Raw genomic sequence first — 25,462 nt, 5'->3', positions numbered from 1 at the left:
CCGGGAACGCGGCGGGCAGGCGGATCGACGGGCAGGAGCGTGGGACGTGGTCAGTGCCGAGTCCGGAGCCCCGAGCCGGGTCGTGCTCCTGGCCTCCGGTGCCGGGACGCTCGCGCAGAGTGTGCTGGACTCCGCCGCTGGGTCCGGCTGCCCGTACCGCGTCGTCGGCCTCGTCTCCGATCGCCCCTGCGAGGCCGTGTGGCGCGCCGAGGACGCCGGCCTGCCCGCCCTCGTCATCCGTCCCGCTGACCATCCCGACCGTTCCGCCTGGGACAGCGCGCTGACCGAGGCCGTGTGCGGGTTGCGTCCGGACTGGATCGTCTCGGCGGGCTTCATGCGCATCCTCGGAGAGGCGTTCCTCGGGGAGTTCACCGGCCGCGTGCTCAACTCCCACCCCGCCCTGTTGCCCTCCTTTCCCGGTGCCCACGCGGTACGGGACGCGCTCGCCTACGGAGTGGCGGTCACGGGATGTACCGTCCACCTGGTCGACGCGGGGGTGGACACGGGCCCGGTGATCGCCCAGCGCGCTGTCGACGTGTTCTCCGAGGACACCGAGTCCTCCCTCCACGAACGAATCAAGATCGTCGAGCGCGAGCTGCTCGTCGACGTCCTCGAGTCCGCCGCCCGTGGCCGACTCCACATCGAAGGTCGAAAGGTGCACCTATCGTGACCGACTCCCGCAGGCCCGTCCGCCGTGCGCTCATCAGCGTCTACGACAAGACCGGACTCGAGGACCTCGCCCGGGGTCTGGCGGCTGCCGGGGTCGAGATCGTCTCGACCGGCTCCACCGCGCAACGGATCGCCGACGCCGGGGTGTCGGTGACGCCGGTCGACTCGCTGACGGGGTTCCCGGAATGCCTGGAGGGGCGCGTCAAGACGCTGCACCCACGGGTCCACGCCGGCATCCTGGCCGACACGCGCAAGCCCGAGCACCTCGAGCAGATCGCGGACCTCGGTGTGCAGCCGTTCGAGCTCGTCGTCGTCAACCTCTATCCCTTCACCGACACCGTCGCCTCCGGCGCGGACTACGACGCGTGCGTGGAGCAGATCGACATCGGTGGTCCGTCCATGGTCCGCGCGGCCGCCAAGAACCACCCGTCCGTCGCGGTGCTCGTCGACCCGGCCGGCTACGGCGAGGCTCTGGAGGCGGTGGCCGCGGGTGGGTTCCCGCTGGATCAGCGTCGTCGGCTCGCCGCCGCCGCCTTCCGCCACACCGCCGCCTACGACGTCGCGGTGGCCACCTGGATGACGGAGCAGACCGCATCACCGTCGCAGGACTCGGGCGAGGACTTCCCGGTGTGGCAGGGGCAGAGCCTCGACCTGGCCGCCACCCTGCGCTACGGGGAGAACCCGCACCAGCGCGCGGCCCTGTACACCGACTCCGCCGCCGCCCCCGGCCTCGCCCAGGCCGAGCAGCTGCACGGCAAGGAGATGAGCTACAACAACTACGTCGACGGTGACGCCGCCTGGCGCTCCGCCTTCGACCACGCCGAGCCGTGCGTGGCGATCATCAAGCACGCGAACCCGTGCGGCATCGCGATCGACGCCGACATCGCCGCAGCCCACCGCGCCGCCCACGACTGTGACCCCGTCAGCGCGTTCGGCGGGGTGATCGCCGCCAACCGTCAGGTCAGTCTGGAGATGGCCGAGCAGGTCGCCGAGATCTTCACCGAGGTGATCATCGCGCCCTCCTACGCCGACGGTGCCGTGGAGATCCTGCAGCGGAAGAAGAACATCCGGATCCTCGAGGCCGACCCGCCGGCGCAGGCGGAGCTCGAGCGCAAGCAGATCTCCGGCGGCGTGCTGGTGCAGCAGCGCGATTCGCTGGACGCCGACGGCGACGTGACCGCGGGGTGGACCAAGGCCTGCGGGGACGACGCCGACGAGCAGACCCTGCGCGACCTGCTGTTCGCGTGGCGGGCCTGCCGCGCGGTCAAGTCCAATGCCATCCTGCTGGTGCAGGCCGGTGCGACCGTCGGCGTGGGCATGGGCCAGGTCAACCGCGTCGACTCCGCCCGGCTCGCGGTGCAGCGCGCGGGGGAGCGGGTGGTCGGGGCCGTGGCGGCGTCGGACGCGTTCTTCCCGTTCGCCGACGGGCTCGAGGTGCTCGCCGAGGCGGGCGTGCGCGCGGTGGTGCAGCCGGGCGGGTCCGTGCGGGACGCCGAGGTGATCGAGGCCGCCGAGAAGGCCGGGATGACGATGTACTTCACCGGCGCCCGGCACTTCTTCCACTGAGCCCGCCGGAACCCATGTCAGAGATGGCGAGGTCGCAGATGGGCCAACAGGACGCCGTGCCTCTGACCCCGCGCGCACAGGCCAAGGCTCGCCGCCGCGATGAGATCCTCGTCGCGGCGGCCCGGCTCATGGCGCGGCGGGGCTTCCACGCGGTGCGCCTGGACGATATCGGTGCCGAGGTGGGCATCTCGGGGCCGGGCATGTACCGGTACTTCTCCTCCAAGGAGGACGTGCTCGCCGAGATGCTCCTCGACATCTCGCGCCGCCTGCGTGACGGTGGGCGCGCCGCCGTGGAGCAGGGCGGGGACCCGGCCGAGGTCGTCGACGCGCTCCTGGGGGTCCACGTGGACTTCGTCGCGACCGAACCGGATCTCATCAGCGTGCAGTTCCGCGATCTCGGCGCACTGCCCGCCGGGCCGCGGCACGAGGTGCGTAGCCTGCAGCGCGAGTACGCCGAGATGTGGGTCGACGCTCTCATGAGGCTGCGCCCGGAGCTGCCCGCCGTGGACGCGCGGGCTCACGTGCACGCCGTGTTCGGACTGCTCAACTCCAGTCCGCGGCTGCCGTCCATGGCCGAGGCCGAACTCCGGCGCGTCCTCACCGCGATGGCGTCGGCGGCTCTGCGGTCCTGAGCGAGCCGAGCAGTCGCGTGAGCTCCTCACGGTAGCGCTCCACGTTGTCCAGCTTGACGTGTTCGTATCCGCGCACCATGTCGGGCAGGCCCGCCAGCTCGACGGCGGTGTCGTACCAGGTGGCCTCCCGGCCGCCGGGGCCCGTGCGCTGCAGGTCGGTGGTCAGTCGCCTGACCACGTCGCGGTACTCGGCCAGGAGCGCGCGCTCCACCCTGCGGACGTGGGCGTAGCCGAACACGTCGAGCGGGGTGCCGCGCAGGCGCTTCATCCGAGCCAGTGCCCTCATGGCGGGCATGGCCTTCGGGCCGATCGCGATCTTCCGCTTCATCCCCATCGCGCGGAGCGCCGGCGGGTGCAGCTTGAGCCTGGGCGCGGCCCCCTCGCCCCACTCCTCGGTGAGACGGGCCGCGAACTCCGGGTCGACGGCCAGCCGGGCCACCTCGTACTCGTCCTTGTACGCCATGAGCTTGTACAGGTTCCTGGCCACCGTGAGGGTGAGCCGCTCGCGACCGGTCCCGGATAGCGCCTCGGCCGCACGCAGGTCCTCGACCCTGCGCACGTAGTCGGCAGCGTAGGCCTCGCTCTGGAAGCCGATCAGTTCGTCGACGCGCAGGGCCACGACGGCCCGGAGCTCGTCGGAGGCCTCCGGGCCCAGGCCGGTGAGCAGGCGGCGCGCGGTGGGGGAGGGCTCGTGCAGGTCCGGCGTCGCCGTGGTCGCCGGGCGGTGCAGATCGGCGACCAGCGCGCCGAGGGCTCCCGGATCCGCGACGGCCTGTCGGCCACGCCGGAACGCCTGCAGGTTCGCCGACACCGCGACCCCGTTGAGCTCGATGGCCTGCTCGATGGCCCGGGCGGAGATCGGCAGGGCCCCGCTCTGGTAGGCCGCCCCCACCATGAGCATGTTGGAGGCCTGGGTGGAGCCGAAGAGGTTCTCCGTGATCTCTCCCGGGTTCAGGTAGACGCCTCTTCTCGAGGCCCGGTCGATGGAGGTCTGGATGTCGGTGCCGGACGGGTAGTGCACGGCGGTGTCGATCACCATGGAGCCCGTGGGGATCCGGGTGGTGGAGACGACCGCGGTGGTGCGGTCGGGGTGCGCGACCTTGAGGTTGGCGTCGTCCGCGCCCACCAGGCCGTCACAGCACAGGTAGAGGTCGCAGTCACCGGCGCCGATCTTCGGGGGTTGCTCGATCGGGGTCCGGGCCACCCGGACGTCGGAGACCACCGCGCCGCCCTTCTGCGCCAGTCCGGTCATGTCGAGGGTGCGGGCGGCGTTGCCGTCGAGGACGGCGGCGGTCGCCAGGACAGCGGACACGGTGACGATGCCGGTCCCGCCGATACCGGTCAGGCGCAATGAGAAACCCCGGTCGGCGTCGACCTCGGCCCTCATCGGCTCCGGGAGGGCCGACGCGTCGAGCTCGGGCGCCGTCGCCACACGCTCGCTCCGCGTCCCCGGCACCACGGTGACGAAGGCGGGGCAGTCGCCTTCCAGGCACGAGAAGTCGAAGTTGCAGGTGGATTGGTCGATCCGGGTCTTTCGGCCGAACTCGGTCTCCACCGGATGGACCGACAGGCAGTTGGACTTCCTGCCGCAGTCGCCGCAGCCCTCGCAGATGCGTTCGTTGATCACCACCCGCTCGGCCGGGGTGGGGTAGGTGCCGCGCTTGCGGTGGCGGCGCTTCTCGGCCGCGCAGAACTGGTCGTGGACCAACACGGTCACACCGGGGACCGCAGCGAGCTCCTTCTGGACCTCGAGCGTGTCGCGACGATCGCGGACCTCGATGCCGCGGGGCAGCCCCTGGGATCTCGTGGCCCTGACGTCATCGGTGGTGACGACGATCTTGGCGACCCGCTCCGCCTGCAGGAGTCGCAGGATCTCCGGCAGGGTCATCTGGCCGACCGGGTCCTGGCCACCCGTCATCGCGACCGTGCCGTTGTGGAGCAGCTTGTAGGTGATGTTGTCGCCTGAGGCGACAGCCGCGCGGAGCGCGAGCGAACCGGAGTGCATGAACGTGCCGTCGCCGATGTTCTGCACCAGGTGGTTCTCGGTCAGGAACGGGGCCATACCGGTCCACTGGAGCCCCTCGCCGCCCATCTGGGTGACCCCGGTGACCGTGCCGACCTGCTCTTCGTCCATCAGCAGCACCATGGCGTGGCAGCCGATGCCGCCGCCCACGAGCGTCCCGTCCGCCACCTTGGTGGAACTGTTGTGCGGGCAACCCGAGCAGAAGTAGGGGGTCCGGGTGGTGGCCAGGGGCAGGGCGATGCGCGAGCGACCCCGGCCGGGGCCGTCGAGCCAGGCGAGCGCCGACTCGATCCCGTGGACGCGCCCGAGCCGCTGTGCCAGACCGCGGGTCACGGCGTCGACGTCGAGTTCGCCGAACCGGCTGAACAATGTGGAGCCGTCCTCGTGGGTCTTGCCCACGACATTCGCGACGCCCGCGCGGCGGAAGTGGATCTCGCGGATCATGGTCTCGATGAAGTCGCGCTTCTCCTCCACCACGATCACCTCGTCGAGGCCGGACATGAACTCGTCGAGGACCGTGCGCTCCATGGGGTAGACCATGCCGAGCTTGAGGATCCGGATGCCGCGCCGGGCGAGTTCGGCGTCGTCCAGGCCCAGCCTGCGCAACGATTCGCGGACGTCCAGGTAGCTCTTGCCGGCGGCCACGATGCCGATCCTGTCGTCGGCGGTCGACTGGACTATCCGGTTGAGTCCGTTGAGCCGCGCGTACTCCAGCGCCCGGGGGATGCGGGTGGTGAGCTGGTTCTGCTCCAACTCCATCAGACTGGACCCGAGCAACTGGCCCGAGGGCACGTGGGGGCTGGTCCCCAGGTCTCCGTAGTCGGGCAGGATCCGGTCCGGGTCCACCAGCGCGGTGGACGACGCGTCCGCCACGTGCGACGAGATCTTCACGGCCGACCACAGGCCCGAGACGCGGGAGAGGATCGCCGCGTGGACGCCGAAGTCCAGCACGTCCTGGGAGTCCGCGGGATAGAGCGTGGGGAGGTAGAGGTCCGCGAGCGCGAGCTCCGACGAGCAGGGCACCGTCGAGGACTTGGCCCCGGGGTCATCGCCGACGAAGGCGACCGCACCTCCGTGAGGGTCGGTACCGATGAGGTTGGCGTGTCGGATCGCGTCCGTGGCGCGGTCCAGGCCGGGGGCCTTGCCGTACCAGTACCCGACGACGCCCTGCAGGGGCGCGCCGCCGGTGTTGGCGGTCGCGCGCAGGGTGCCCGTGCGTCGCGCGAGTTGCGACCCCATGACGGCCGTCGCGGCGGCCTCCTCGTTGAGGGCGGGACGATGGACCACGTCGAACGGGTCCAGGAACGTCCCGCGCCGGGCCAGCTCGAGGTCGTAGCCGGCCAGTGGGGAGCCCTCGTACCCGCTGACGAGGCTGGCGGTGAGTAGGTGCTGTCGGCGGTCCAACCGCGCGCGGTCGCGGACCGTGCGGACCAGTGCCTGGATACCGGTGAGGAACACCGTGCCGCTCTCCCGCGTGTAGCGGTCGGAGAGAGAGAACGAGGTGGCGTCCGCCCGCGGGTCACGCGGATCGTCCTGGGTACCGCTCGTGGGTCCGAGAAGAGAGGTCATCGGTCACACCTGGCCTTCGAGAGAATCGAGATACGACTCCAGGCTAGGCGCGTACGTGATGCACGTCACGTGGTCAGCATTGTGGCGAGCACGGTGTGCACTCCGGTGCCTGGTACCGCGCGACTGTTGAGCACTTTGTCCAACGACGCGCGCCTTATGATGTACATATGGAATCGGCTCCCCGCGAAGCTTCGGCTCTGGACCACACGGATCGACGACTCCTGAGAGTCGTCCTGGCGGACCCCAGGGTCGGGGTGCGCGAGTTCTCCCGCCGCCTCGGGGTGGCGCGCGGGACCGCCCAGGCCAGGTTGGACAAGCTCGAGGCCCGGGGCGTGATCGCGTCGTGGGCGCCGACCCTCGATCCGGCGGCGCTCGGGTTCCCGCTCTCGGCGTTGGTCCACATCCAGATGGCGCAGGCCGAGCTGGAGGCGACCTGTTCCGGGCTCGCCGAGGTGCGCGAGGTGCTCGAGGTGATGAGTGTGGCGGGGGAGTTCGACGTGGTCTGCCGGGTGGTGGCCCGCGATCACGCGCACCTCGAAGAGGTGTTCAGCGCCATCATCTCCACGCCGGGCGTCCTGCGGACCCGCACGGAGGTGGTGCTGCGGCGCCGGGTCGGCCCGCGCGTCGCCCAGCTCGTGGACGAGTGAGCCTCACTCCCAGATGCGGTCGAACGGGTAGGCCTCCTCGTACTCCGAGGCGAGTTCGAGCACCAGGCGGTCATGGCCGATCCTCGACGACAGGTGCACCCCGATGGGCAGGCCGTCCGGAGCCCGACCGGCCGGGAGGGAGACTGCGGGCGACCCCGCGATGTTCTGGAGGGGGGTGAAGGTGACCCAGTCGGAGACCCTCTCGAGGTGGGACTCATACGGCAGGTCCGCGTCCAGATAACCGACCTCCGGGGTCTCGTGGTTGACCACGGGGTTGAGGTACACATCGAGGTCGCCGAACGCCGAGTCGAACCGTCGCCTGGCCCGATAGAGGCGATACAGGTGCAGGGGAAGCGAGGGCAGGGAACTCTTGGCCATCCCGGCGAGGCCGATCGTGAACGGGTCCAGTCGATCCGCTGCGAACTCAGGGCCGAACATGCCCCGCCCACCGGAGGACGTGGCCAGCGCGAGCAGGCCCCAATAGGCGATGAAGTCCTCGCGGAACGAGGACGGGACCGGCGCGGGCGTCGGCACGATCTCGTGGCCCAGCGCCTCCAGCCGGTCGGCGGCTTTTCGCAGCACCGCCAGTGTGGCGGCATCGGTGGGATCGCCCGCGGGACTGTGTTCGACCAGACCGATGCGCAACCGCCGGGTGGGGGCCGGCGAGACCGCGCCCAACGGCGGGACCCCGACCGGACGGTGCCCGGCCTCGAAGGCGGTCAGGAAGGTCACCGTGTCGCGCACGGACCGGGAGACCACGGACTGGGAGATGATCGGAATCGGCATGGTCGCCGAGAACTCCTCGTCCGGGTGCCTGCCGCGACTGGGTTTGAACCCGACGAGCCCGGTCACCGCCGCGGGGATCCGGATAGAGCCTCCACCGTCGTTGGCGTGGGCGATCGGCAGCGCGCCGGCGGCCACGAGTGCGGCGGATCCTCCCGAGGACCCCCCGCTGGTGCGGGCGGTGTCCCACGGATTGCGGGTGACGAGACCCCCCTGCCGTTCGGTGGCGGCGGTCCAGCCGAAGGGTGGCATCGCGGTCGTTCCCAGCGGGATGAGCCCGGTCGCGCGGAACAGGGGTGCGTAGGGGCCGTCGTGGAGGGCCGGACGGGTGGGCACCGCCGAGGACCCGAGCGTCATGGGCAGGCCCTCCACCCGGACCGCGTCCTTGAACGCGGACGGAACGCCGGCGAGGGGGGCCGAGAGATGAGACTCCCGGACCCACGATGCCCGGTGACGAGCGCGGTCGTAGTCGGTGTGCACCAGGGCCCCCAGTACGGGGTCCACGGCTGTGCACCGATCGATGGCGGCCTCGACCAGCTCCGTGGGCGAGACCTCCCGCCTGCGGACACGGTCCGCGAGGGCCGAGGCGTCGTCGTACCCGAGCGCGTCGTCCCGGAAGGCGTGCACGCGCCGCGGCATCTCGGCGGGGGCGAGGGCGGGGCTCTCGCCGGTGGTGGCGTCGGTTGTGGTGTCGGTCACGCCACCAGTCTAGGGCGTCCACTTGACAGCGCCCGGTCCGCTCAGGCACTTTAGGGATACCTAACTTAGGCGAGGGTCACCTAAACCTCGCCGTCGAGACCTCGCCCCTCAGCAGGCGACCCGTGGAGGGTGAACGATGGCACCGAATCCCGCCGAGAACGAGATCGAGCCCCCGATCGCCCAGCCGCCCGCGCCGGATCCGGTCGCGCACGGCGCCCGACGTCTGCTGGACGGGTCAGGTGTCGCCACGGTCGCCGTCCGGGGGACCCGGAACCGCTCGGATGTCATGGTCTCCGCGCAGCACCGCTGGGTCGGTGGCGGGTCCATCGTGGTCACCGGGGCTCCCGCGCCGTGGTCCGGCCTGATCGTGGAGCCGGGGGCGTCGGTCGAGGTGGTCGTGATGATCGACGAGTTCGCCCCCATCGTGGAGGCGAAGGTGCACGTGGCCAGCCTGTACGGGTTCGGCATCGCGCGGTCCGCACGACAGGGTGAGGGGTGGGTCGTCGAGATCGAGATCGACCTCGACGAACTTCAGGTGCGTCGGCTCGGGCACCAGGGGACGGTCCACGCGCGCGACCTGGATTCGGTTCCCTCGGACCCGTTGGCCGCCGAGGCGCCCGGTCTCGCAGACGAGATCCGGGCGCGCTTCGGGGAACACCTGGCGATCCTGGCCGGGTCGGGCGACCCGGCTCATCCGCCGTTCGTCCTGGGCGTCGACCCGGACGGCCTCCACCTGCTCACCGCACTCGGGCGCGACGCCGACGTGGTGCACCTGCCGTTCATGACCCGTGCGCAGAGCCTCGGGGACGTGGTCCGGGAGATGGGTCAGTACGTGGCCCGGGCGAGCTGACCGTCCACGCCGCTGACCGTCTACGTCCGTGGGCCCCTAGGCCGGGGAGTAGGTCAGGCAGTCGGCGGTGTCGGCGCCGGAGCCGATCGTCACCGATTCCGCGGAACAGAGCAGATCCTTGTTGTGCGCGCACTCGACGCGCTGGCAGGCGCCGACGTGCGCGGTCGCCGTGGGCAGTCCGCCCCGCACGTCGAGCGAGATGAACGTCCCGCACTCGGCATGGTCGGGTGATCCTGCAACGGTGATCGCCGGGGCCGTGCAGTCGGCGTCGGCGTTGAACGAGCACGTGGTGACCGTGCAGTTGCTGATTCCGGTGAGAGTGGCCATGTCGGTTGCTCCTCGCGTCGGTGTGGCGATCCGGCCGGTGAGTCGATCCGGTCGGGTGTCACCGAGTCAACCCCCGATCAGGCCGACTTGCAAGCAAGGAGAGCCTGTGCTAGCCCAGGTTAGCCTAAGCACCTGACCTGCTCTTCGCTCCGCTTCCGATCCTGCTTTCACGGCGATCGGCGTGGCCCTGCCGTGCCGCGCCGCGCGGGTCGCGGCACCCCTTCTGGACATCTGTGAGCCATGGCACTATGGTCGAACTCAGTTAATCCGACTTAACTGAAAGGGAGCGGCTCTGATGTCTTCCGCGACCACCGATCGCCCGTCCACCGACAGCCCGACCACCAACCGCCAGGCGCACGAGGAACTGCTCGCCGACCTCCGCGACCGCCTCGATCGGGCCTCGATGGGCGGCGGTGAGAAGGCCCGGGCCCGTCACCTCGAGCGCGGGAAGCTCCTCGCCCGCCAGCGGGTCGACGTCCTCCTGGACCCGGGTAGCCCGTTCCTCGAGTTGTCCCCGCTGGCGGCGGAGGAGATGTACGGGGGCAAGGCGCCCGGCGCCGGGGTCGTCGCCGGGATCGGCCGCGTGTCCGGACGCGAGTGCCTGGTGATCGCCAACGACGCGACCGTCTCCGGCGGCACCTACTACCCGATGACCGTCAAGAAGCACCTGCGCGGCCAAGAGGTGGCGTTGGCCAACAACCTGCCGTGCATCTACCTGGTGGACTCGGGCGGGGCGATGCTGCTCCAGCAGGACGACGTGTTCCCCGATCGGGACCACTTCGGCCGCATCTTCTACAACCAGGCCACCATGTCGGCCCGGGGCATCCCGCAGATCGCCGCGGTGATGGGCTCGTGCACCGCCGGCGGCGCCTACGTCCCGGCGATGAGTGACGAGGCCGTGATCGTGCGCAACCAGGGCACGATCTTCCTCGCCGGTCCGCCGCTGGTGAAGGCCGCCACCGGGGAGGAGGTCACCGCCGAGGAGCTCGGAGGCGGCGACCTGCACGCCAAGACCTCGGGTGTGGTGGACCATCTCGCCGACGACGACTACGACGCGCTCATGAAGGTCCGCGAGATCATCGCGACCTGCCCGCCGGCCCCCGAGCCGGACTGGGAGGTCCTCGAGCCCCGCGAGCCGGTTCGTCCACAGACGGATCTCTACGACCTCGTCCCGGTCGACTCCCGGCAGCCCTACGACGTGCGCGACATCATCGGCACGGTCGTCGACGGTGGTGAGTTCACGGAGTTCAAGAAGGACTACGGCACGTCGATGGTCACCGCGTTCGCGCGGATCCACGGTCATCCGGTGGGGATCATCGGCAACAACGGCGTCATCTTCTCCGAATCCGCCCTCAAGGGCGCGCACTTCATCGAACTGTGCGACCGCCGCAAGATCCCGCTGGTCTTCCTCCAGAACATCACCGGGTTCATGGTCGGACGCCAGTACGAGGCGGGCGGCATCGCCAAGAACGGCGCCAAGATGGTCGCCGCGGTGGCGTGCGCACGCGTGCCCAAGTTCACGATCGTGGTGGGCGGGTCCTTCGGTGCCGGCAACTACTCCATGTGTGGCCGCGCCTATTCACCGCGATTCCTGTGGATGTGGCCCAACGCCCGGATCGCCGTGATGGGCGGGCCCCAGGCTGCGGACACCCTCGCGTCGGTGCGCGCCGCGCAGGTGACCAAGGCGGGCGGGGAGTGGACCGACGAGCAGCAGGCGGAGTTCACCGCACCCATCCGCGAGCAGTTCGAGGAGCAGTCCACCGCCTACTACTCCACGGCCCGCCTCTGGGACGACGGGATCATCGACCCCGCCGACACCCGCACCGTCCTCGGCCTGGCCCTCGCGGCCGCCGCCAACGCCCCCCTCCAGCCGGTCAACAACGGCGTCTTCAGGATGTGAGAAGCCCCATGTCAGAGGAACTGTCCCAGAAACTCCACACCGTTCTGGTGGCCAATCGCGGGGAGATCGCCTGCCGCGTGATCCGCTCCCTGCGGGCAGCGGGGATCCGCTCGGTCGCCGTCTACTCCGACGCGGACGCCGATGCGCTGCACGTGCGCATGGCCGACGCGGCGGTCCGCCTGGGCCCGGCCCAGGCCTCACAGTCCTATCTCGACATCGACAAGGTGATCGACGCCTGCCGCCGGACCGGCGCCCAGGCGGTCCACCCGGGCTACGGGTTCCTGTCGGAGAACTCCCGGTTCGCGCGGGCGCTGGAGGAGGCGGGCCTGATCTTCGTGGGGCCACCGGCCACCGCGATCGAGACGATGGGCGACAAGATCACCGCCAAGGCGGCGGTGTCCGCCCGGGACGTACCGACCGTGCCCGGGATCTCGCGTCCGGGACTGACCGACGACGAGCTGGTGGCCGGCGCCGACGAGGTCGGATACCCGGTCCTCGTCAAGCCGTCCGCGGGCGGCGGCGGCAAGGGCATGCGACGCGTCGAGCGACCCGAGGACCTTCGCGCCGCGCTCGACTCCTCCCGCCGCGAGTCCGCGGGTGCGTTCGGCGACGACACCCTGTTCCTCGAGCGGTTCGTCGACACCCCGCGACACATCGAGGTCCAGGTCCTCGCCGACACCCACGGCAACGTCATCCACCTGGGTGAGCGTGAGTGCTCGCTGCAGCGCCGCCACCAGAAGGTCATCGAGGAGGCGCCCAGCGCGCTGCTCGACGAGGTCACCCGCCAGCGGATCGGTGCCGCCGCGTGCGACGCCGCCCGCTCGGTCGGTTACGTGGGTGCGGGCACGGTCGAGTTCATCGTCTCCGCCCACGCCCCGGACGAGTTCTTCTTCATGGAGATGAACACCCGGCTCCAGGTCGAGCACCCGGTCACCGAGATGGTCACCGGCGTGGACCTGGTCGACTGGCAGGTCCGCATCGCCGCGGGCGAGGAGCTGACCCTGCGCCAGGAGGACATCACCCTCACCGGCCACGCGATCGAGGCCCGCGTCTACGCCGAGGACCCGGCCAAGGGCTTCCTCCCGACCGGCGGAACCGTGCTCGGGCTGGAGGAACCCTCGGGCGACGGCATCCGGGTGGACTCCGGCCTGCGCGTCGGCACGGTCGTCGGAAGCGACTACGACCCGATGCTCGGTAAGGTCATCGCCCACGGCACCGACCGGGCCGAGGCGCTGGCCCGACTCGACGCCGCGCTCGCCGACACCCATGTCCTCGGACTGAGAACCAACATCGACTTCTGCCGGTTCCTGCTCTCCCAGCCGGAGGTCGTCGCCGGCGACCTCGACACGGGTCTGCTCGATCGGACCCTCGACGACTACACCGCGACCCCGGCGCCCGAGGGTGCACTCGTCGCCGTGGCCATGCACCGCACCGAGGAGCGCTGGGCCCGCGTGCCGGCCGCCCGGCGCGGACCGTGGGACGTGCCCAACGGCTGGCGGGTCGGCGGGCGCGCCGAGGTGTGGACCCGGCTGGACTCCGGCCCGGGTTCGGACGCCGTCACCGTCGGCCTCAGGGGAACTCCCGACGACGCCGAGGTGACCATCACCGATGCCACGATCGGCTCGACGGCCGAGCCCGAGGTCTCCTCGCGGCACCGGGCCAGGGTCGCCCGGGACGGCGGGTCGCTGCGACTGACCGTCGACGACACCCAGCAGCGCTGGACCGTCGTCCGCTCCGCTGACCCCAAGGCGGCGGACACCTTCTGGGTGGCCGGCGACGGTGGCACCTGGGACCTGCGGCTGCTCCCGTTGATCGACTCCCGGATCCACGACGCCGGATTGTCGGACGGTCAGATCCTCAGCCCCATGCCCGGATCGGTCATCGCGTGTTTCGTCGCCGACGGCGACGAGGTGACCGCGGGCCAGAACGTCCTGGCCGTCGAGGCCATGAAGATGGAACACGCGCTGTCGGCGCCGATCGACGGAGTGGTCCGGCTGAACGTCACCACCGGCGAGCAGGTGCCCGCCGACCACCTGCTCGCCACCGTCGAGCCCCACCCCTCCACCCCCGACCCCTCCACCGAGGAATCCGAAGGAGAAGGCAATGCCTGAGTTGGAAGAGCACTACGCCGACCTGAAGTCGACGGTCGCCGAGTTCGCCGACAAGGTGGTCGCCCCCGCCTCGGCCGAACACGACCGCAACCACACGTTCCCCTACGAGATCGTGGCCGGGATGGGCGAGATGGGCCTGTTCGGGCTGCCCTTCCCGGAGGAGTTCGGCGGCATGGGCGGCGATTACTTCGCCCTGTCCCTGGCACTCGAGGAACTGGGCCGGGTCGACCAATCCACCGCCATGACGCTCGAGGCCGGCGTGGGCCTCGGTGCGATGCCGATCTATCACTTCGGTACCGAGGAGCAGAAGAACACCTGGCTCCCCGATCTCGCGGCCGGGAAGGCGCTCGCGGGCTTCGGACTCACCGAGCCCGGGGCGGGGTCGGACGCCGGAGCCACCAGGACGACCGCCAAGCGCGACGGCGACGAGTGGGTGGTCAACGGCAACAAGCAGTTCATCACGAACTCGGGGACCGACATCACCTCGCTCGTCAACGTCACCGCCGTGACCGGCGTCCGCGACAACGGCAAGAAGGCCATCTCGACCATCATCGTCCCGTCCGGCACGCCCGGTTTCACCGTCGAACCGGCCTACGACAAGGTCGGGTGGAACTCCTCCGACACCCACCCGCTGACCTTCTCCGACGTGCGGGTCCCGGCGGAGAACCTGCTCGGGGAGGAGGGACGCGGTTACGCGAACTTCCTGTCGATCCTCGACGAGGGCCGCATCGCGATCGCGGCGGTGGCCACCGGCGCGGCGCAGGGGTGTGTGGACGAGTCGGTCAAGTACGCGCGTGAACGCGAGTCCATGGGCCAGAAGATCGGGTCGTTCCAGGCGATCTCCTTCAAGATCGCCCGCATGGAGGCCCGCGCCCACACCGCGCGCTGCGCCTACTACGAGGCCGCCCGCCTCATGCTGGCCGGCAAGCCGTTCAAGAAGGAGGCCGCCATCGCCAAGATGGTCTCCTCCGAGGCGGCCATGGACAACGCCCGGGACGCCACCCAGATCCACGGCGGCTACGGGTTCATGAACGAGTACCCGGTGGCCCGGCACTACCGGGACTCCAAGATCCTCGAGATCGGCGAGGGCACCACCGAGGTGCAGCTCATGCTGATCGCGCGGGGACTGGGGCTGTAGGCGATGACGGACCAGCGCAAAGAGGTCGTCCAACGCGGACTGTGGTTCGAGGAGTACGAGGTGGGCACCGCCTACCTCCACCGCCCCGGGCGCACGATGACCGAGACGGACAACGTCCTGTTCACCACGCTGACGATGAACACGCAGGCCCTGCACCTGGACGCGGCGTGGTCGGCCGAGCAGCCGGGCTTCGGCGGCGAGCGGCTCATGAACTCCATGCACACGCTGTCGACGCTGGTCGGGCTGTCGGTCGCGCAGCTCACCCAGGGCACGATCGTGGCCAACCTCGGATTCTCCGAGGTCACCTTCCCCAAGCCCGTGTTGCACGGCGACACCCTCTACGCCGAGACGGTGTGCACGGACAAGCGGGAGTCGAAGTCGCGCCCGGGCGAGGGCATCGTGACCCTCGAGCACATCGGTCGCAACCAGCACGGTGACGTGGTGGCGAGGGCTGTCCGTAAGACGCTGGTCCGTAAGCGTCCGGCCGACCAGGCGGGGGAGGGGCCGGCATGACCCCGGCGTGGATCCCGCCCGGCCCGGCACTGCTGTTCTGCCCGGCCGACCGCCCCGAGCGGTACGGCAAGGCGGCCGAGCGAGCGGACGTGGTGATCGTCGACCTGGAGGATGCGGTCGCACCGGACGCCAGACCGGCCGCCCGGGAGGCGCTCGTGGCCTCCGACCTGGATCCGGAGCGCACGATCGTCCGTGTCAACCCGAGCGACTCCGATGACCACGCCGCGGACCTCGAGGCCCTCACCGGGACGGGCTACCGTTGCGTCATGCTCGCCAAGACCGAGTCGGCCGCGCAGGTCGCCGACGTCCACGCTGCCACCGGCGCGGCGGTGTTGGCGCTGGTGGAGACGCCTCTGGGCGTGATCCGCGCCGCGGAGATCGCCGCCGCACCCGGATGCGCCGGGATGATGTGGGGCGCCGAGGACCTCCTGGCCGCCATGGGTGGCTCGACCAGCCGTTTCTCGGGAATCGAGGCCGGTGGCCCCCGGGTCGCGGGGGAGTACCGCGACGTCCCGAGGCACGCGCGTGCGCAGGTCGCGCTCGCGGCGGCCGCGTTCGGTCGGTGGGCGGTGGACTCGGTCCACCTCGACATCGCCGACGAGGCCGGTCAGCGCGCCGAGGCGCTCGACGCCGTCGCCCTGGGGTTCGTGGCCACGGCCTGCATCCACCCGTCCCAGGTGGCGGTGGTCCGACAGGCCTACGCGCCCGACGACGACGAGGTGGCCTGGGCCCGGAAGGTCCTCGACGCCGCCCGGAGCAACCAGGGCGTCTTCCGGCTGGACGGCCGCATGGTCGACGGCCCCGTCTTCCGACAGGCCGAAGCCACGATGCGTCGCGCCGCGGCCTCCGCCACCTGAGACCCTCCACCCGACAGACCGCCAAGGAGTACCGAGATGACCACCACCGATCTCGATTCCACCCCACTGGACCCCGCACTCTCCCACACCCGTGGGGACACCGACGTCCCGCTGCTCACGCAGACGATCGCCGACAACCTGGCCGCCACGGTCGAGCGCTTCGGCGACCGCGACGCCCTCGTCGACGTGCAGGCCGGACTCCGGTGGACCTACACGGAGTTCCACGCCGACGTCCGTCGCCTTGCCTCGGGCCTGCTCCGGCTCGGGATCCGGACCGGCGACCGTGTGGGGATCTGGTCCCCCAACCGCTGGGAGTGGGTGATGATCCAGTACGCCACCGCCGAGATCGGGGCGGTGCTGGTCAACATCAACCCCTCCTACCGCGTCCACGAGCTGGAGTACGTGCTCAAGCAGGCCGGGATCAAGGCCGTGGTCGCGGCGCCCCAGTTCAAGGACTCGGACTACACCGGCATGCTCTCGCAGGTCCAGCCGAGCTGCCCGGACCTGGAGGTGGTGGTGCTGTTCGGCGACGAGGAGTGGGAGTCCATGATGTCGGGGCCCACCGACGCCGACGAGCTGGCCGGGATCCGCGCCGGTCTCGGCGCCGGCGACCCCATCAACATCCAGTACACCTCGGGCACGACCGGTTTCCCCAAGGGCGCCACGCTCTCCCACACCAACATCCTCAACAACGGGTTCTTCGTGGGTGAGACCATCAACTACTCCGAGGTGGACCGGGTATGCATCCCGGTGCCCTTCTACCACTGCTTCGGCATGGTGATGGGCAACCTCGCGTGCACCACCCACGGGTCGTGCATGGTGATCCCCGCGCCGGCGTTCGACCCCGCGGCCTCGTTGCGGGCGGTGGCGCAGGAGAAGTGCACGAGCCTGTACGGCGTGCCGACGATGTTCATCGCCGAGCTCGCGCTCGAGGACTTCGACTCCTACGACCTGTCCTCCCTGCGGACCGGCATCATGGCGGGCTCACCCTGTCCGGAGGCGACCATGCGTCAGGTGATCGACCGGATGAACATGGAGGAGGTCTCGATCTGCTACGGCATGACCGAGACCTCCCCGGTGTCCACACAGACCCGGGCCGACGACTCGCTGGATCGCCGCGTCACCACCGTGGGGCGGGTCGGTCAGCACCTCGAGATCAAGATCATCGACCCGGAGACGGGTGAGACCCTGCCGCGCGGCGAGGCGGGGGAGTTCTGCACCAAGGGCTACAGCGTGATGATCGGGTACTGGAACGAGCCGGAGAAGACAGCAGAGGCGCTCGACGCCGACGGGTGGATGCACACCGGGGACATCGGGGAGATGGACGCCGACGGCTACGTGCGGATCACCGGCCGTATCAAGGACATGGTGATCCGCGGGGGCGAGAACATCTACCCGCGTGAGGTCGAGGAGTTCCTCTACACCCATCCCGACATCCTCGACGCCCAGGTGATCGGGGTCCCGGATCCGAAGTACGGTGAGGAACTGATGGCGTGGATCCGGCTGAAGCCCGGACGCGACGACCTGACCGCCGAGGAGGTCCGGGACTTCGCGACCGGCAAGCTGGCCCGTCACAAGATCCCCAGGTACGTCCACGTGGTGGACGAGTTCCCCATGACCGTCACCGGGAAGGTCCGCAAGGTCGACATGCGCAAGACGGCGATCGAGATCCTCGGCATCGCCTGACCGCCCACATTCAAGGAGGACGAGTATGTCCAGCAAGATCATGACCGCGGAGCAGGCCGTCGCGGACATCCCGGACGGGGCGTCGATCGCCGCCGGCGGTTTCGGCCTCTGCGGGATCCCGCAGGTCGTCATCGAGGCACTCGCGGCCCGCGACGTCGGGGACTTCGAGGTCTTCTCCAACAACGCCGGGGTCGACGGCAAGGGCCTCGGCATGCTCCTGGAGACCGGCAAACTGCGACGCATCGTCTCGTCGTACGTCGGCGAGAACAAGGAGTTCGCGCGGCAGTACCTGTCTGGTGAGCTCGAGGTCGAGCTGACGCCGCAGGGCACCCTCGCCGAGCGGATGCGTGCCGGCGGCTCCGGGATCGGGGCGTTCTACACGCGCACCGGCGTGGGGACCTACGTGGCCGATGGCGGGATGCCGTGGAAGTACGACTCCGAGGGCGGGGTCGCGCTGGCCTCCCCGCCCAAGGAGACCCGGGAGATCCGGGGCGAGACCTACGTGCTCGAGCAGGCCATCGAGGCCGACTTCTCGCTCGTGCGGGCCGCGGTCGCGGACCGCAGCGGCAACCTGAGGTTCAACCTCACCGCCCGCAATTTCTCGCCGCTGGCCGCCATGGCCGGTCGGGTGTGCATCGTCGAGGCCGAGGAGATCGTCGAGGTCGGAGAACTGGCCCCGGACGACATCCACCTGCCCGGCATCTTCGTGCACCGCCTGGTCGAACTCACCCCGCAGCAGGTGGAGCAGACCAAGTGGATCGAGAAGACCACCACCAACCCGCCTTCGGAAGGACAGCGCTGATGAGCACCTCCAGCACGCCCGCCCGGCTCGGTCGCGACCGCAAGGCCATGGCCGCCCGCGCGGCCCTCGAGCTCTCGGACGGCCAGTACGTCAACCTGGGGATCGGTCTGCCGACGCTGGTACCCAACTACGTCCCTGAGGACGTCAACGTCACCCTGCAGTCGGAGAACGGCCTGCTGGGGATCGGGCCGTACCCGCATCCGGACGATGTCGATCCGGACCTGATCAACGCCGGCAAGGAGACCGTCACCACGCTGCCCGGCTCGTCGATCTTCGACTCGGCCATGAGCTTCGGCATGATCCGCTCGGGGAAGATCGACGTGGCGATACTCGGCGCCATGGAGGTCAACCCGGCCGGCGACATCGCCAACTGGATGGTGCCCGGGGCCATGGTCAAGGGCATGGGCGGCGCGATGGACCTCGTGGTGGGCGCCCGCCGCATCGTCGTGGTGATGGACCAGCTGGCCAAGAACGGCTCGTCGAAGATCGTCCCGGAGATCTCCCTCCCACTCACCGGTCTGGGGTGCGTGGACCGGATCATCACCGAACTGGGGGTCTTCGACCGCGACTCCGACGGGCTCACCCTGATCGAGCTGGTCGACGGGGTGACCCTCGATCAGGTCGCCGCCGCCACGGCAGCCCCGTACCGGGTGGCCGAGGCCCTGTCGTGATCGAGGAGCTGCGGTAATCACCCCACCGCCCGCACGCGCCGCCGGACTCTGGACCACACCGGTCCGTGGTCGGGCGGCGCTCTCGGCGTTGGCCTGGGTTGTGGGGTATGTGGTCGGACTCGTCGTCGTCGTCCTCCTCGGACTCCTCGTCGCGAGCACCGTCGGTAGCCCGCCGCCCGACACCGCCCTGCTCGCTCTCGTGGTGCTCGGCGGCACGGCGGTGGCGGCGCTGGTCGCGGTGTGGGTGCACCTGCTCCGCCGACGCGGGTTGCGCTGGGCCGATGTGGGGCTCCGCGCACCCGAGCGGTCACCGGTACACCTGCTGTGGCAGATCCCGGCCGTGATGGTCGCCGGGGTCGTCGCATCCATGATCGTGCTGCTCCCGCTGGGGGCCGGGCAGGAGGGGTCCGAGGCAGGGCTCGAGGACCTCGCCACGGGTGGGCCCGTGTTCGTGGTGCTGGGGGTGCTCGCCGTGGCGGTGCTCGTCCCCGTGGCCGAGGAGGTGGTGTTCCGGGGGATCGTCCTGCCCGCACTGCGCGCGAGGTTCCGGGCCGTCCCGGGGATCGCGCTCGCGGGGACGATTTTCGCCGCCGTGCACCTGATCCCGCCCGCCCTGCCGTATCTGCTGGTCGTGGGGATCTCCCTGTGCGTGATGGCGCAGTGGTACCGGTCGATCGTCCCGGGGATCGTGCTCCATGGGGTCAACAACGCGGTCGTGTTCGCCGGCATCGTGGCGGCGGGCGCCACCTGAGTGGCGCGCTCAGGCCAGCAGCGCGGACACCAGCAGCAGTACGGGGAGCGACCCGAGGGTGGTGAGGACCGCCGAGTCGCGGGCGAGCAGTGTCCCGTGGCCGTACCGGGTGGCCACCACGAGGACGTTCTGCGCGGTGGGCAGGGCCGCCGCGACGACGACGGTGAGCAACTCGTGACCCCGCATCCCCATGAGACCGCTGCCGACGGCATACGCCAGGAGTGGGTGGGCCACCAGTTTCAGTCCGCTCGCCAGCGCGATCTCCCGTCGGGGTGAGGCCCCGGCCTCGAGCACCTTCACGCCGTAGAGGGACATTCCGAAGACGAGGAGAGCGCCGGGGACCGAGATCTGGCCGACCAGGTGGACGGGTTCGAGGAGGCGTTCGGGCGGTGACCACGGGAGGGCGGCCACCACCACCCCGGCGAGCGCGGCCAGGACCAGGGGGGTCCGGGCCGCCTGGAGCGCGGAGGCGAACGCACCCCCACCCCCGTCGGTCGTGCCCTCCGCGCGGGCGGCACGCTCGAGCACGGCGATCGCGATCGGCTGCAGTACCGCCACCTGGAACAGCAGGAGCGGCATGACGAACCCGAAGTCCCCCAGGACGTAGACGGCGATGGGGATGCCGAGGTTGGCGGAGTTGACGTAGCTCGCGGACAGGGCCCCGACCGCGAGGTCGGCGGTCGGGCGCCGCAGCCACACCTTCGCGACGAGCACGTACGCGACCGCCATCACGATCGCCGTACCGGCGGACACCACGAAGACTCCCGTGAAGACCTGGTCGAGCGTGGTCCGTGCGAGCGCGTCGAACAGCAGGGCCGGGGTGGCGACGAAGAACACGAGTCGGTTGAGCACCAACCGCGCGTCGCTGCCGAGGACCCGTGAACGGGCGAGGAGCCACCCGAGCGCGACGAGCGCGACGATCACGGCGAAGCCGTTGAGGACGCCGGCCACTGCGGACTCCTGAGGGTCGGGGAGGGGGAGCGATAACGCCGATCGGGGCCGTGCACTCCTGAAACCAGGAGGCGCGACCCCGATCGGGTTGCTGTTGTCCGAGTCGGCGGCTAGCTGCCGCGGGCGGGACGTGCGGTGCGGTTCGACCGCGCCGAGCGGTGGCTCAGCGGCTGGTGAACGGGAGCAGAGCCATCTCGCGGGCGTTCTTGACCGCGACGGCGACCTGCCGCTGCTGCTGCGGCGTGAGGCCGGTGACGCGGCGCGAACGGATCTTGCCGCGGTCGGAGATGAACGTGCGGAGGGTGTTGACGTCCTTGTAGTCGACCGTCTCGATACCCGCGACCTTCAACGGGTTCTTCTTGGGGCGACGACCCTCCTGGGCACGGACCTTCTTGGACGGGGTGCTACGCGCTTTTGCCATGATTACCTACTCACCAACTCGACTTCGTGACACCGGGCAGCTCGCCACGGTGGGCCATCTCGCGCATCCGGACGCGGGAGAGACCGAACTTGCGGAGGTAGCCGCGCGGGCGGCCGTCGGCGACGTCGCGGTTACGCACCCGCACGGGCGAGGCGTCACGCGGCATCTTGTTGAGCGCGGTCTGGGCGTCCATGCGCGCCTCGTCCGTGCTCTCGGGGTTCTTGATGATCGCCTTGAGCTCGGCGCGCCGCTCGGCGAACCGGGCCACCTTGGCCTTGCGCTGCTCGTTACGCGCGATCTTTGACTTCTTGGCCACGGGTCAGCGCTCCTCTCGGAATTCGACGTGCTTGCGGACGACCGGGTCGAACTTCTTGAGGACGATGCGGTCCGGGTTGTTGCGGCGGTTCTTACGGGTCACGTAGGTGAACCCGGTACCGGCCGTGGACTTGAGCTTGATGATGGGTCGAACGTCGTTACGGGCCATCTCAGATCTTCTCCCCACGGGCGCGGATTCGGGCCACGACGGCCTCGATGCCATCGCGGTCGATGGTCTTGATGCCCTTGGTGGAGACGGTCAACGTGACGCGACGTCCCTCGGAGGGCAGGAAGTAGCTACGACGCTGGATGTTCGGGTTCCAGCGACGGTTGGTCCTGCGGTGTGAGTGCGAGACGGACTTGCCGAAACCCGGCTTCCGTCCCGTTACCTGGCAATGCGCCGACATGGCGTGGTTCTCCTTCCGCCTCCTCGTACGGTGGCGCGTGAGGGTCGCAACTGGGAGCCGGCCTGCGCCGAGCAGCAGTGGACCGTCACGTCGCGGGCACCGGGAGAGGCGATAGCAAACGTGCAGACAACAGCGATGGTCTAGTTTACGGCCCGACCGCGCGAAACGGTAATCAGCACGTCAGCGCCGGTGGAGCGGGCGGGCGAGGCGCGCGAATTGGGTACCCGGTCATCGTACGGGTACGATCTACCGATGCGTGTGCTGATACCGGGATCCCCGGTTCGGCCACTGGCACTCGCGCGTCCCTGACGGGGCGGGCGCCAGACCCAAGACTTCTACCGAGCTAGAGGGATCCAGTATGAAGAACGACATCCACCCCGACTACCACCCGGTGGTCTTCCAGGACTCGGGCACGGGCACCAAGTTCCTCACCCGCTCCACCGCCAAGAGCGAGCGGACCGTCGAGTGGGAGGACGGCAACTCCTACCCGCTCATCGTGGTCGACGTGACCAGTGAGTCGCACCCGTTCTGGACCGGCGCGCAGCGCGTCATGGACACGGCCGGCCGTGTCGAGAAGTTCCAGCGCCGTTACGGCAACCGCGCCCGTCGCACCAAGTGAGCCGTGGGCCGGCGGTGTGCCGCCGGCCCTCTCACACACCCGAGACCCAAGAGGACGTAACAGTCATGGCAGTTCCGAAGCGTCGCCTCTCGCGCGCCAACACCCATTCCCGCCGCTCGCAGTGGAAGGCCGAGAACCCGGCCCTCCAGGAGACCAAGGTCGACGGCCGCCCCGTGGTGCTGCCGCGCCGCCTGGTCAAGGCCGCCAAGCTCGGCCTGATCGACCTCGACCGCTGACCCCGGTCGACTGAGCCCGGCGGCGCCCGCGCGCCGCTCGCACACGCCCGGTCTCGAGCCCGGCGGGTCCCTCCCGGACCCGCCGGGCTCGTCGGCGTCCGCGGATGTTCAGCGCGATGCGCGTCGGTCGCGGTGTTCCTCAGCCGTGGTTCAGGGATGTGGGAGAGACTTCCCCGTATGAAGATCCTCGTTGTGGACGACGACCAGGCCGTGCGTGAGTCCCTGCGCCGCTCCCTCACGTTCAACGGTTACGCGGTGGAGCTCGCGGGGGACGGTGTCGAGGCGGTCGAGCGACTCGACACGAACCGTCCGGACGCGGTGATCCTCGACGTCATGATGCCCCGGCGGGACGGTCTCGAGGTCTGCCGGATACTCCGGAGCCGCGGGGACGATCTCCCGGTGCTGATGTTGACCGCGCGCGACGCGGTGTCCGAGCGGGTGGCGGGGCTGGACGCGGGCGCCGACGACTACCTGCCCAAGCCCTTCGCCCTGGAAGAACTCCTGGCCCGGCTCCGGGCGCTGCTCCGCCGTCGGGGCCCCGAGGCCGAGGACGTCGACGAGGTGCTGGAGTTCGAGGACCTGCGGATGGACCTGGCGACGCGTGAGGTCAGCCGGGGCGACCGCCGGATCCAGTTGACGCGCACCGAGTTCTCGCTGCTCGAACTGCTCCTGCACCATCCCCGCCGGGTCCTCACCCGGAGTCACATCCTCGAGGAGGTGTGGGGTTATGACTTCCCCACCTCGGGGAACGCGCTCGAGGTCTACATCGGATACCTGCGCCGCAAGACCGAGGGCGAGGGGGAGAGCCGGCTGATCCACACCGTGCGGGGCGTGGGGTACGTGTTGCGCGAGACGCCGTAGTGCCAGCCCGCACGGTGGGGTGGTCCTCCACGCCGATCTCCCTGCACCAGCGGGTCACCCTGTTGGCGGCGAGTTCGGTGGGCGTCGCGGTGGCGTTGATGGCCGTCGCGGCGTACTTCGTCGTGTCCGGGTCCATGTACAGCGAGGTCAACAACCGGCTCCAGCAACAGGCGGATCAGCTCGTCAACAGTCAGCTTGCCTCGGAGTTCGCACTGCAGTCACGCAGCACCCTCATCGCGCTGAGGGCCTTCAACCCCAACCTGGACGCTCAGATCGTCGCCCCCTCCGGTGTGCGGACAGCCGCCGGCGAACCGTTCCAGATCGGTGGCCCGGAGATCGCGGTGGTGCGGGGCGAGACCGACTCGAGCCTGCGGACGGCCGGGGGAAAGCAGATCTATGCCGTGGGGGTCCGGGACGGCTCGACCCTCATCCTCGCGCAGGATCTGAGCCCCACCAGGGCGGCGCTGAACCGCCTTGCGATAGTCCTGACCCTGGTGGGCGCGGCCGGCATCGCGCTGGCGGCGGTGGCCGGGACGGCGGTCGGGCGCACGGGTCTGGCCCCGGTCGCCCGGTTGACCCGGGCGGTGGAGAGGATCGCACGGACCGATGACCTGCGGCCCATCCCGGTCGCGGGGGATGACGAGATCGCTCGACTCACCGCGAGTTTCAACCAGATGCTCGTCGCGCTGGGGGAGAGCAGGGAGCGACAATCGAGGCTCGTGGCCGACGCCGGTCACGAGCTCAAGACGCCCCTGACCAGCCTGCGCACGAACGTGGAACTGTTGATCGCCGCGAGCAGGCCGGGGGCGCCGACCATCCCGGACGCCGACAGGGGGGCGCTCGAGGTCGACGTGGTCGGTCAGATCTCTGAACTCACCCAGCTCGTCGGGGACCTGGTCGAACTCGCCCGCGAGGATTCCGGGGACGTCGAACTGGAACCGGTCGCGGTGTCGGAGGCGGTGGAGCGGGCCCTCGAGCGGGTCCGACGGCGACGTCACGACGTGCACTTCGACGTGGAGCTGGCGCCCTGGTACTCGTTCGGTGACAGTGCGGGGATCGAGCGTGCGGTCCTGAACATCTGCGACAACGCGGCCAAGTGGAGCCCCACCGGGGGAACGGTGACGGTTCGGATGAACCCGGTGTCGGAGTCGGTGGTGGAGTTGACCGTCGCCGACCAGGGGCCTGGGATCCCCGAAGCGGACAAGGAGCTGGTCTTCGAGCGGTTCCACCGTTCGCGGGAGGCGCGCGCGATGCCGGGTTCCGGGCTCGGGCTGGCGATCGTCCGTCAGGTGGTCACCAGGCACGGGGGGACCGTCGAGATCCACGACGCGGACGGCGGGGGCACCGAGGTGCGCATGACCATCCCCGGAAGCGACCGTCCCCCGAGCTGAACCGTCCCTGAACCATCCGGAGGCGGCACCGGTGGTCTCAGCGGGCACACAGCGCGGTGAGGAACCA

Annotated in this window: 26 protein-coding genes; 18 read left to right on the top strand and 8 right to left on the bottom strand. The window is 70.1% G+C overall.

What is annotated here, in order from left to right; translation table 11 throughout:
* Nucleotides 1-46: 46 nt before the first annotated feature.
* The 3 genes from purN to CT688_RS11415 are packed head-to-tail and all read left to right on the top strand — an operon-like array spanning nucleotide 47 to nucleotide 2,867.
* The gene (gene purN, locus CT688_RS11425) at nucleotides 47-670 is read left to right on the top strand and encodes a phosphoribosylglycinamide formyltransferase (RefSeq protein WP_107756991.1); all 624 of its coding nucleotides are present in this window, start codon (nucleotides 47-49) and stop codon (nucleotides 668-670) included.
* Complete coding sequence (gene purH / locus CT688_RS11420) at nucleotides 667-2,235, top strand: bifunctional phosphoribosylaminoimidazolecarboxamide formyltransferase/IMP cyclohydrolase (protein WP_107756990.1); 1,569 nt, start codon at nucleotides 667-669, stop codon at nucleotides 2,233-2,235. Before purN ends, purH begins: the two co-directional genes overlap by 4 nt.
* Before the next feature lie 38 nt (nucleotides 2,236-2,273).
* On the top strand, nucleotides 2,274-2,867 hold the full coding sequence (locus tag CT688_RS11415; RefSeq protein WP_107756989.1) for a TetR/AcrR family transcriptional regulator: 594 nt from the start codon (nucleotides 2,274-2,276) through the stop codon (nucleotides 2,865-2,867).
* Here the strand turns inward: CT688_RS11415 and CT688_RS11410 are convergent.
* Nucleotides 2,833-6,459: an indolepyruvate ferredoxin oxidoreductase family protein gene (locus tag CT688_RS11410; protein WP_107756988.1), complete on the bottom strand. Its 3,627-nt coding sequence runs from the start codon at nucleotides 6,457-6,459 to the stop codon at nucleotides 2,833-2,835. The genes CT688_RS11415 and CT688_RS11410 overlap by 35 nt on opposite strands.
* 167 nt (nucleotides 6,460-6,626) lie before the next feature.
* Here CT688_RS11410 and CT688_RS11405 point away from each other — a divergent pair, with 167 nt between their 5' ends.
* Nucleotides 6,627-7,106, top strand: a complete 480-nt coding sequence (locus CT688_RS11405; RefSeq protein WP_107756987.1) for an Lrp/AsnC family transcriptional regulator — start codon at nucleotides 6,627-6,629, stop codon at nucleotides 7,104-7,106.
* A gap of 3 nt (nucleotides 7,107-7,109) precedes the next feature.
* On the opposite strand, the gene CT688_RS11400 is transcribed toward CT688_RS11405, so the two are convergent.
* On the bottom strand, nucleotides 7,110-8,588 hold the full coding sequence (locus tag CT688_RS11400; protein WP_107756986.1) for an amidase: 1,479 nt from the start codon (nucleotides 8,586-8,588) through the stop codon (nucleotides 7,110-7,112).
* A 136-nt stretch (nucleotides 8,589-8,724) separates the two neighbouring features.
* Here CT688_RS11400 and CT688_RS11395 point away from each other — a divergent pair, with 136 nt between their 5' ends.
* Nucleotides 8,725-9,438 (top strand): hypothetical protein, encoded by a 714-nt coding sequence (locus CT688_RS11395; protein WP_107756985.1) that lies wholly within the window; start codon nucleotides 8,725-8,727, stop codon nucleotides 9,436-9,438.
* Between the two features lie 36 nt (nucleotides 9,439-9,474).
* On the opposite strand, the gene CT688_RS11390 is transcribed toward CT688_RS11395, so the two are convergent.
* Nucleotides 9,475-9,765, bottom strand: coding sequence for a DUF1540 domain-containing protein (locus tag CT688_RS11390; protein ID WP_107756984.1), 291 nt, complete (start codon nucleotides 9,763-9,765; stop codon nucleotides 9,475-9,477).
* A gap of 295 nt (nucleotides 9,766-10,060) precedes the next feature.
* On the opposite strand from CT688_RS11390, the gene CT688_RS11385 reads away from it, so the two are divergent.
* From CT688_RS11385 to CT688_RS11345, 9 genes are all read left to right on the top strand, one after another.
* Nucleotides 10,061-11,665, top strand: coding sequence for a carboxyl transferase domain-containing protein (locus CT688_RS11385; protein WP_107756983.1), 1,605 nt, complete (start codon nucleotides 10,061-10,063; stop codon nucleotides 11,663-11,665).
* Between the two features lie 8 nt (nucleotides 11,666-11,673).
* Nucleotides 11,674-13,776: an acetyl/propionyl/methylcrotonyl-CoA carboxylase subunit alpha gene (locus CT688_RS11380; protein WP_107756982.1), complete on the top strand. Its 2,103-nt coding sequence runs from the start codon at nucleotides 11,674-11,676 to the stop codon at nucleotides 13,774-13,776.
* On the top strand, nucleotides 13,769-14,914 hold the full coding sequence (locus CT688_RS11375) for an acyl-CoA dehydrogenase family protein (RefSeq protein WP_107756981.1): 1,146 nt from the start codon (nucleotides 13,769-13,771) through the stop codon (nucleotides 14,912-14,914). The genes CT688_RS11380 and CT688_RS11375 overlap by 8 nt, the downstream gene beginning before the upstream one ends.
* Nucleotides 14,915-14,917: 3 nt before the next feature.
* A complete protein-coding gene (locus CT688_RS11370; RefSeq protein ID WP_107756980.1) occupies nucleotides 14,918-15,427 on the top strand; it encodes a MaoC family dehydratase in 510 nt (169 codons plus the stop codon).
* Nucleotides 15,424-16,284: a CoA ester lyase gene (locus tag CT688_RS11365; protein ID WP_107756979.1), complete on the top strand. Its 861-nt coding sequence runs from the start codon at nucleotides 15,424-15,426 to the stop codon at nucleotides 16,282-16,284. Before CT688_RS11370 ends, CT688_RS11365 begins: the two co-directional genes overlap by 4 nt.
* 36 nt (nucleotides 16,285-16,320) lie before the next feature.
* Nucleotides 16,321-17,970 carry an AMP-binding protein gene (locus tag CT688_RS11360; RefSeq protein ID WP_107756978.1) on the top strand — a complete coding sequence of 550 codons (1,650 nt, stop codon included), beginning with the start codon at nucleotides 16,321-16,323 and terminating at the stop codon, nucleotides 17,968-17,970.
* A gap of 25 nt (nucleotides 17,971-17,995) precedes the next feature.
* A complete protein-coding gene (locus CT688_RS11355; protein ID WP_017836284.1) occupies nucleotides 17,996-18,772 on the top strand; it encodes a CoA transferase subunit A in 777 nt (258 codons plus the stop codon).
* Nucleotides 18,772-19,443, top strand: coding sequence for a 3-oxoacid CoA-transferase subunit B (locus tag CT688_RS11350; RefSeq protein WP_107756977.1), 672 nt, complete (start codon nucleotides 18,772-18,774; stop codon nucleotides 19,441-19,443). Before CT688_RS11355 ends, CT688_RS11350 begins: the two co-directional genes overlap by 1 nt.
* Before the next feature lie 109 nt (nucleotides 19,444-19,552).
* Nucleotides 19,553-20,194, top strand: a complete 642-nt coding sequence (locus tag CT688_RS11345; protein ID WP_231750310.1) for a CPBP family intramembrane glutamic endopeptidase — start codon at nucleotides 19,553-19,555, stop codon at nucleotides 20,192-20,194.
* A 9-nt stretch (nucleotides 20,195-20,203) separates the two neighbouring features.
* Here CT688_RS11345 and CT688_RS11340 read toward each other — a convergent pair whose 3' ends face one another.
* The 5 genes from CT688_RS11340 to rpmB all read right to left on the bottom strand — a co-directional run bounded on the left by CT688_RS11340 (nucleotide 20,204) and on the right by rpmB (nucleotide 22,288).
* The gene (locus CT688_RS11340) at nucleotides 20,204-21,145 is read right to left on the bottom strand and encodes an AEC family transporter (protein WP_107756975.1); all 942 of its coding nucleotides are present in this window, start codon (nucleotides 21,143-21,145) and stop codon (nucleotides 20,204-20,206) included.
* Between the two features lie 163 nt (nucleotides 21,146-21,308).
* Complete coding sequence (rpsR, locus tag CT688_RS11335) at nucleotides 21,309-21,566, bottom strand: 30S ribosomal protein S18 (protein WP_017836288.1); 258 nt, start codon at nucleotides 21,564-21,566, stop codon at nucleotides 21,309-21,311.
* A gap of 10 nt (nucleotides 21,567-21,576) precedes the next feature.
* Nucleotides 21,577-21,882: a 30S ribosomal protein S14 gene (gene rpsN / locus CT688_RS11330; RefSeq protein WP_017836289.1), complete on the bottom strand. Its 306-nt coding sequence runs from the start codon at nucleotides 21,880-21,882 to the stop codon at nucleotides 21,577-21,579.
* Between the two features lie 3 nt (nucleotides 21,883-21,885).
* On the bottom strand, nucleotides 21,886-22,050 hold the full coding sequence (gene rpmG, locus CT688_RS11325; RefSeq protein ID WP_017836290.1) for a 50S ribosomal protein L33: 165 nt from the start codon (nucleotides 22,048-22,050) through the stop codon (nucleotides 21,886-21,888).
* Nucleotide 22,051: 1 nt separating this feature from the next.
* Nucleotides 22,052-22,288 (bottom strand): 50S ribosomal protein L28, encoded by a 237-nt coding sequence (rpmB, locus tag CT688_RS11320; protein WP_007632788.1) that lies wholly within the window; start codon nucleotides 22,286-22,288, stop codon nucleotides 22,052-22,054.
* Nucleotides 22,289-22,646: 358 nt separating this feature from the next.
* On the opposite strand from rpmB, the gene CT688_RS11315 reads away from it, so the two are divergent.
* From CT688_RS11315 to CT688_RS11300, 4 genes are all read left to right on the top strand, one after another.
* Nucleotides 22,647-22,907 (top strand): type B 50S ribosomal protein L31, encoded by a 261-nt coding sequence (locus tag CT688_RS11315; RefSeq protein ID WP_107756974.1) that lies wholly within the window; start codon nucleotides 22,647-22,649, stop codon nucleotides 22,905-22,907.
* A gap of 65 nt (nucleotides 22,908-22,972) precedes the next feature.
* A complete protein-coding gene (gene rpmF / locus CT688_RS11310) occupies nucleotides 22,973-23,143 on the top strand; it encodes a 50S ribosomal protein L32 (protein WP_107756973.1) in 171 nt (56 codons plus the stop codon).
* Between the two features lie 177 nt (nucleotides 23,144-23,320).
* On the top strand, nucleotides 23,321-24,004 hold the full coding sequence (locus CT688_RS11305) for a response regulator transcription factor (RefSeq protein ID WP_107756972.1): 684 nt from the start codon (nucleotides 23,321-23,323) through the stop codon (nucleotides 24,002-24,004).
* Nucleotides 24,004-25,395, top strand: coding sequence for a HAMP domain-containing sensor histidine kinase (locus tag CT688_RS11300; protein ID WP_107756971.1), 1,392 nt, complete (start codon nucleotides 24,004-24,006; stop codon nucleotides 25,393-25,395). Before CT688_RS11305 ends, CT688_RS11300 begins: the two co-directional genes overlap by 1 nt.
* Nucleotides 25,396-25,462 lie beyond the last annotated feature (67 nt).

This window comes from Dietzia sp. JS16-p6b, from assembly GCF_003052165.1.
Taxonomy (GTDB): Bacteria; Actinomycetota; Actinomycetes; order Mycobacteriales; family Mycobacteriaceae; genus Dietzia.
The sequence above is the reverse complement of the archived record's forward strand: the minus strand, read 5'-3'. Positions and strand labels throughout refer to the sequence as shown.

Excerpts from the sequence above, each read along its gene's own strand:
- CT688_RS11305 (WP_107756972.1), top strand. The coding sequence starts at position 23,321 with ATGAAGATCCTCGTTGTGGACGACGACCAGGCCGTGCGTGAGTCCCTG.
- CT688_RS11385 (WP_107756983.1), top strand. The coding sequence starts at position 10,061 with ATGTCTTCCGCGACCACCGATCGCCCGTCCACCGACAGCCCGACCACC.
- CT688_RS11410 (WP_107756988.1), bottom strand. The coding sequence starts at position 6,459 with ATGACCTCTCTTCTCGGACCCACGAGCGGTACCCAGGACGATCCGCGT.
- CT688_RS11370 (WP_107756980.1), top strand. The coding sequence starts at position 14,918 with ATGACGGACCAGCGCAAAGAGGTCGTCCAACGCGGACTGTGGTTCGAG.
- rpmG (WP_017836290.1), bottom strand. The coding sequence starts at position 22,050 with ATGGCCCGTAACGACGTTCGACCCATCATCAAGCTCAAGTCCACGGCC.
- CT688_RS11315 (WP_107756974.1), top strand. The coding sequence starts at position 22,647 with ATGAAGAACGACATCCACCCCGACTACCACCCGGTGGTCTTCCAGGAC.
- CT688_RS11390 (WP_107756984.1), bottom strand. The coding sequence starts at position 9,765 with ATGGCCACTCTCACCGGAATCAGCAACTGCACGGTCACCACGTGCTCG.
- rpmF (WP_107756973.1), top strand. The coding sequence starts at position 22,973 with ATGGCAGTTCCGAAGCGTCGCCTCTCGCGCGCCAACACCCATTCCCGC.
- CT688_RS11365 (WP_107756979.1), top strand. The coding sequence starts at position 15,424 with ATGACCCCGGCGTGGATCCCGCCCGGCCCGGCACTGCTGTTCTGCCCG.
- CT688_RS11355 (WP_017836284.1), top strand. The coding sequence starts at position 17,996 with ATGTCCAGCAAGATCATGACCGCGGAGCAGGCCGTCGCGGACATCCCG.
- rpmB (WP_007632788.1), bottom strand. The coding sequence starts at position 22,288 with ATGTCGGCGCATTGCCAGGTAACGGGACGGAAGCCGGGTTTCGGCAAG.
- CT688_RS11380 (WP_107756982.1), top strand. The coding sequence starts at position 11,674 with ATGTCAGAGGAACTGTCCCAGAAACTCCACACCGTTCTGGTGGCCAAT.
- CT688_RS11395 (WP_107756985.1), top strand. The coding sequence starts at position 8,725 with ATGGCACCGAATCCCGCCGAGAACGAGATCGAGCCCCCGATCGCCCAG.
- CT688_RS11415 (WP_107756989.1), top strand. The coding sequence starts at position 2,274 with ATGGGCCAACAGGACGCCGTGCCTCTGACCCCGCGCGCACAGGCCAAG.
- rpsR (WP_017836288.1), bottom strand. The coding sequence starts at position 21,566 with ATGGCAAAAGCGCGTAGCACCCCGTCCAAGAAGGTCCGTGCCCAGGAG.
- CT688_RS11360 (WP_107756978.1), top strand. The coding sequence starts at position 16,321 with ATGACCACCACCGATCTCGATTCCACCCCACTGGACCCCGCACTCTCC.
- CT688_RS11375 (WP_107756981.1), top strand. The coding sequence starts at position 13,769 with ATGCCTGAGTTGGAAGAGCACTACGCCGACCTGAAGTCGACGGTCGCC.
- CT688_RS11405 (WP_107756987.1), top strand. The coding sequence starts at position 6,627 with ATGGAATCGGCTCCCCGCGAAGCTTCGGCTCTGGACCACACGGATCGA.
- CT688_RS11350 (WP_107756977.1), top strand. The coding sequence starts at position 18,772 with ATGAGCACCTCCAGCACGCCCGCCCGGCTCGGTCGCGACCGCAAGGCC.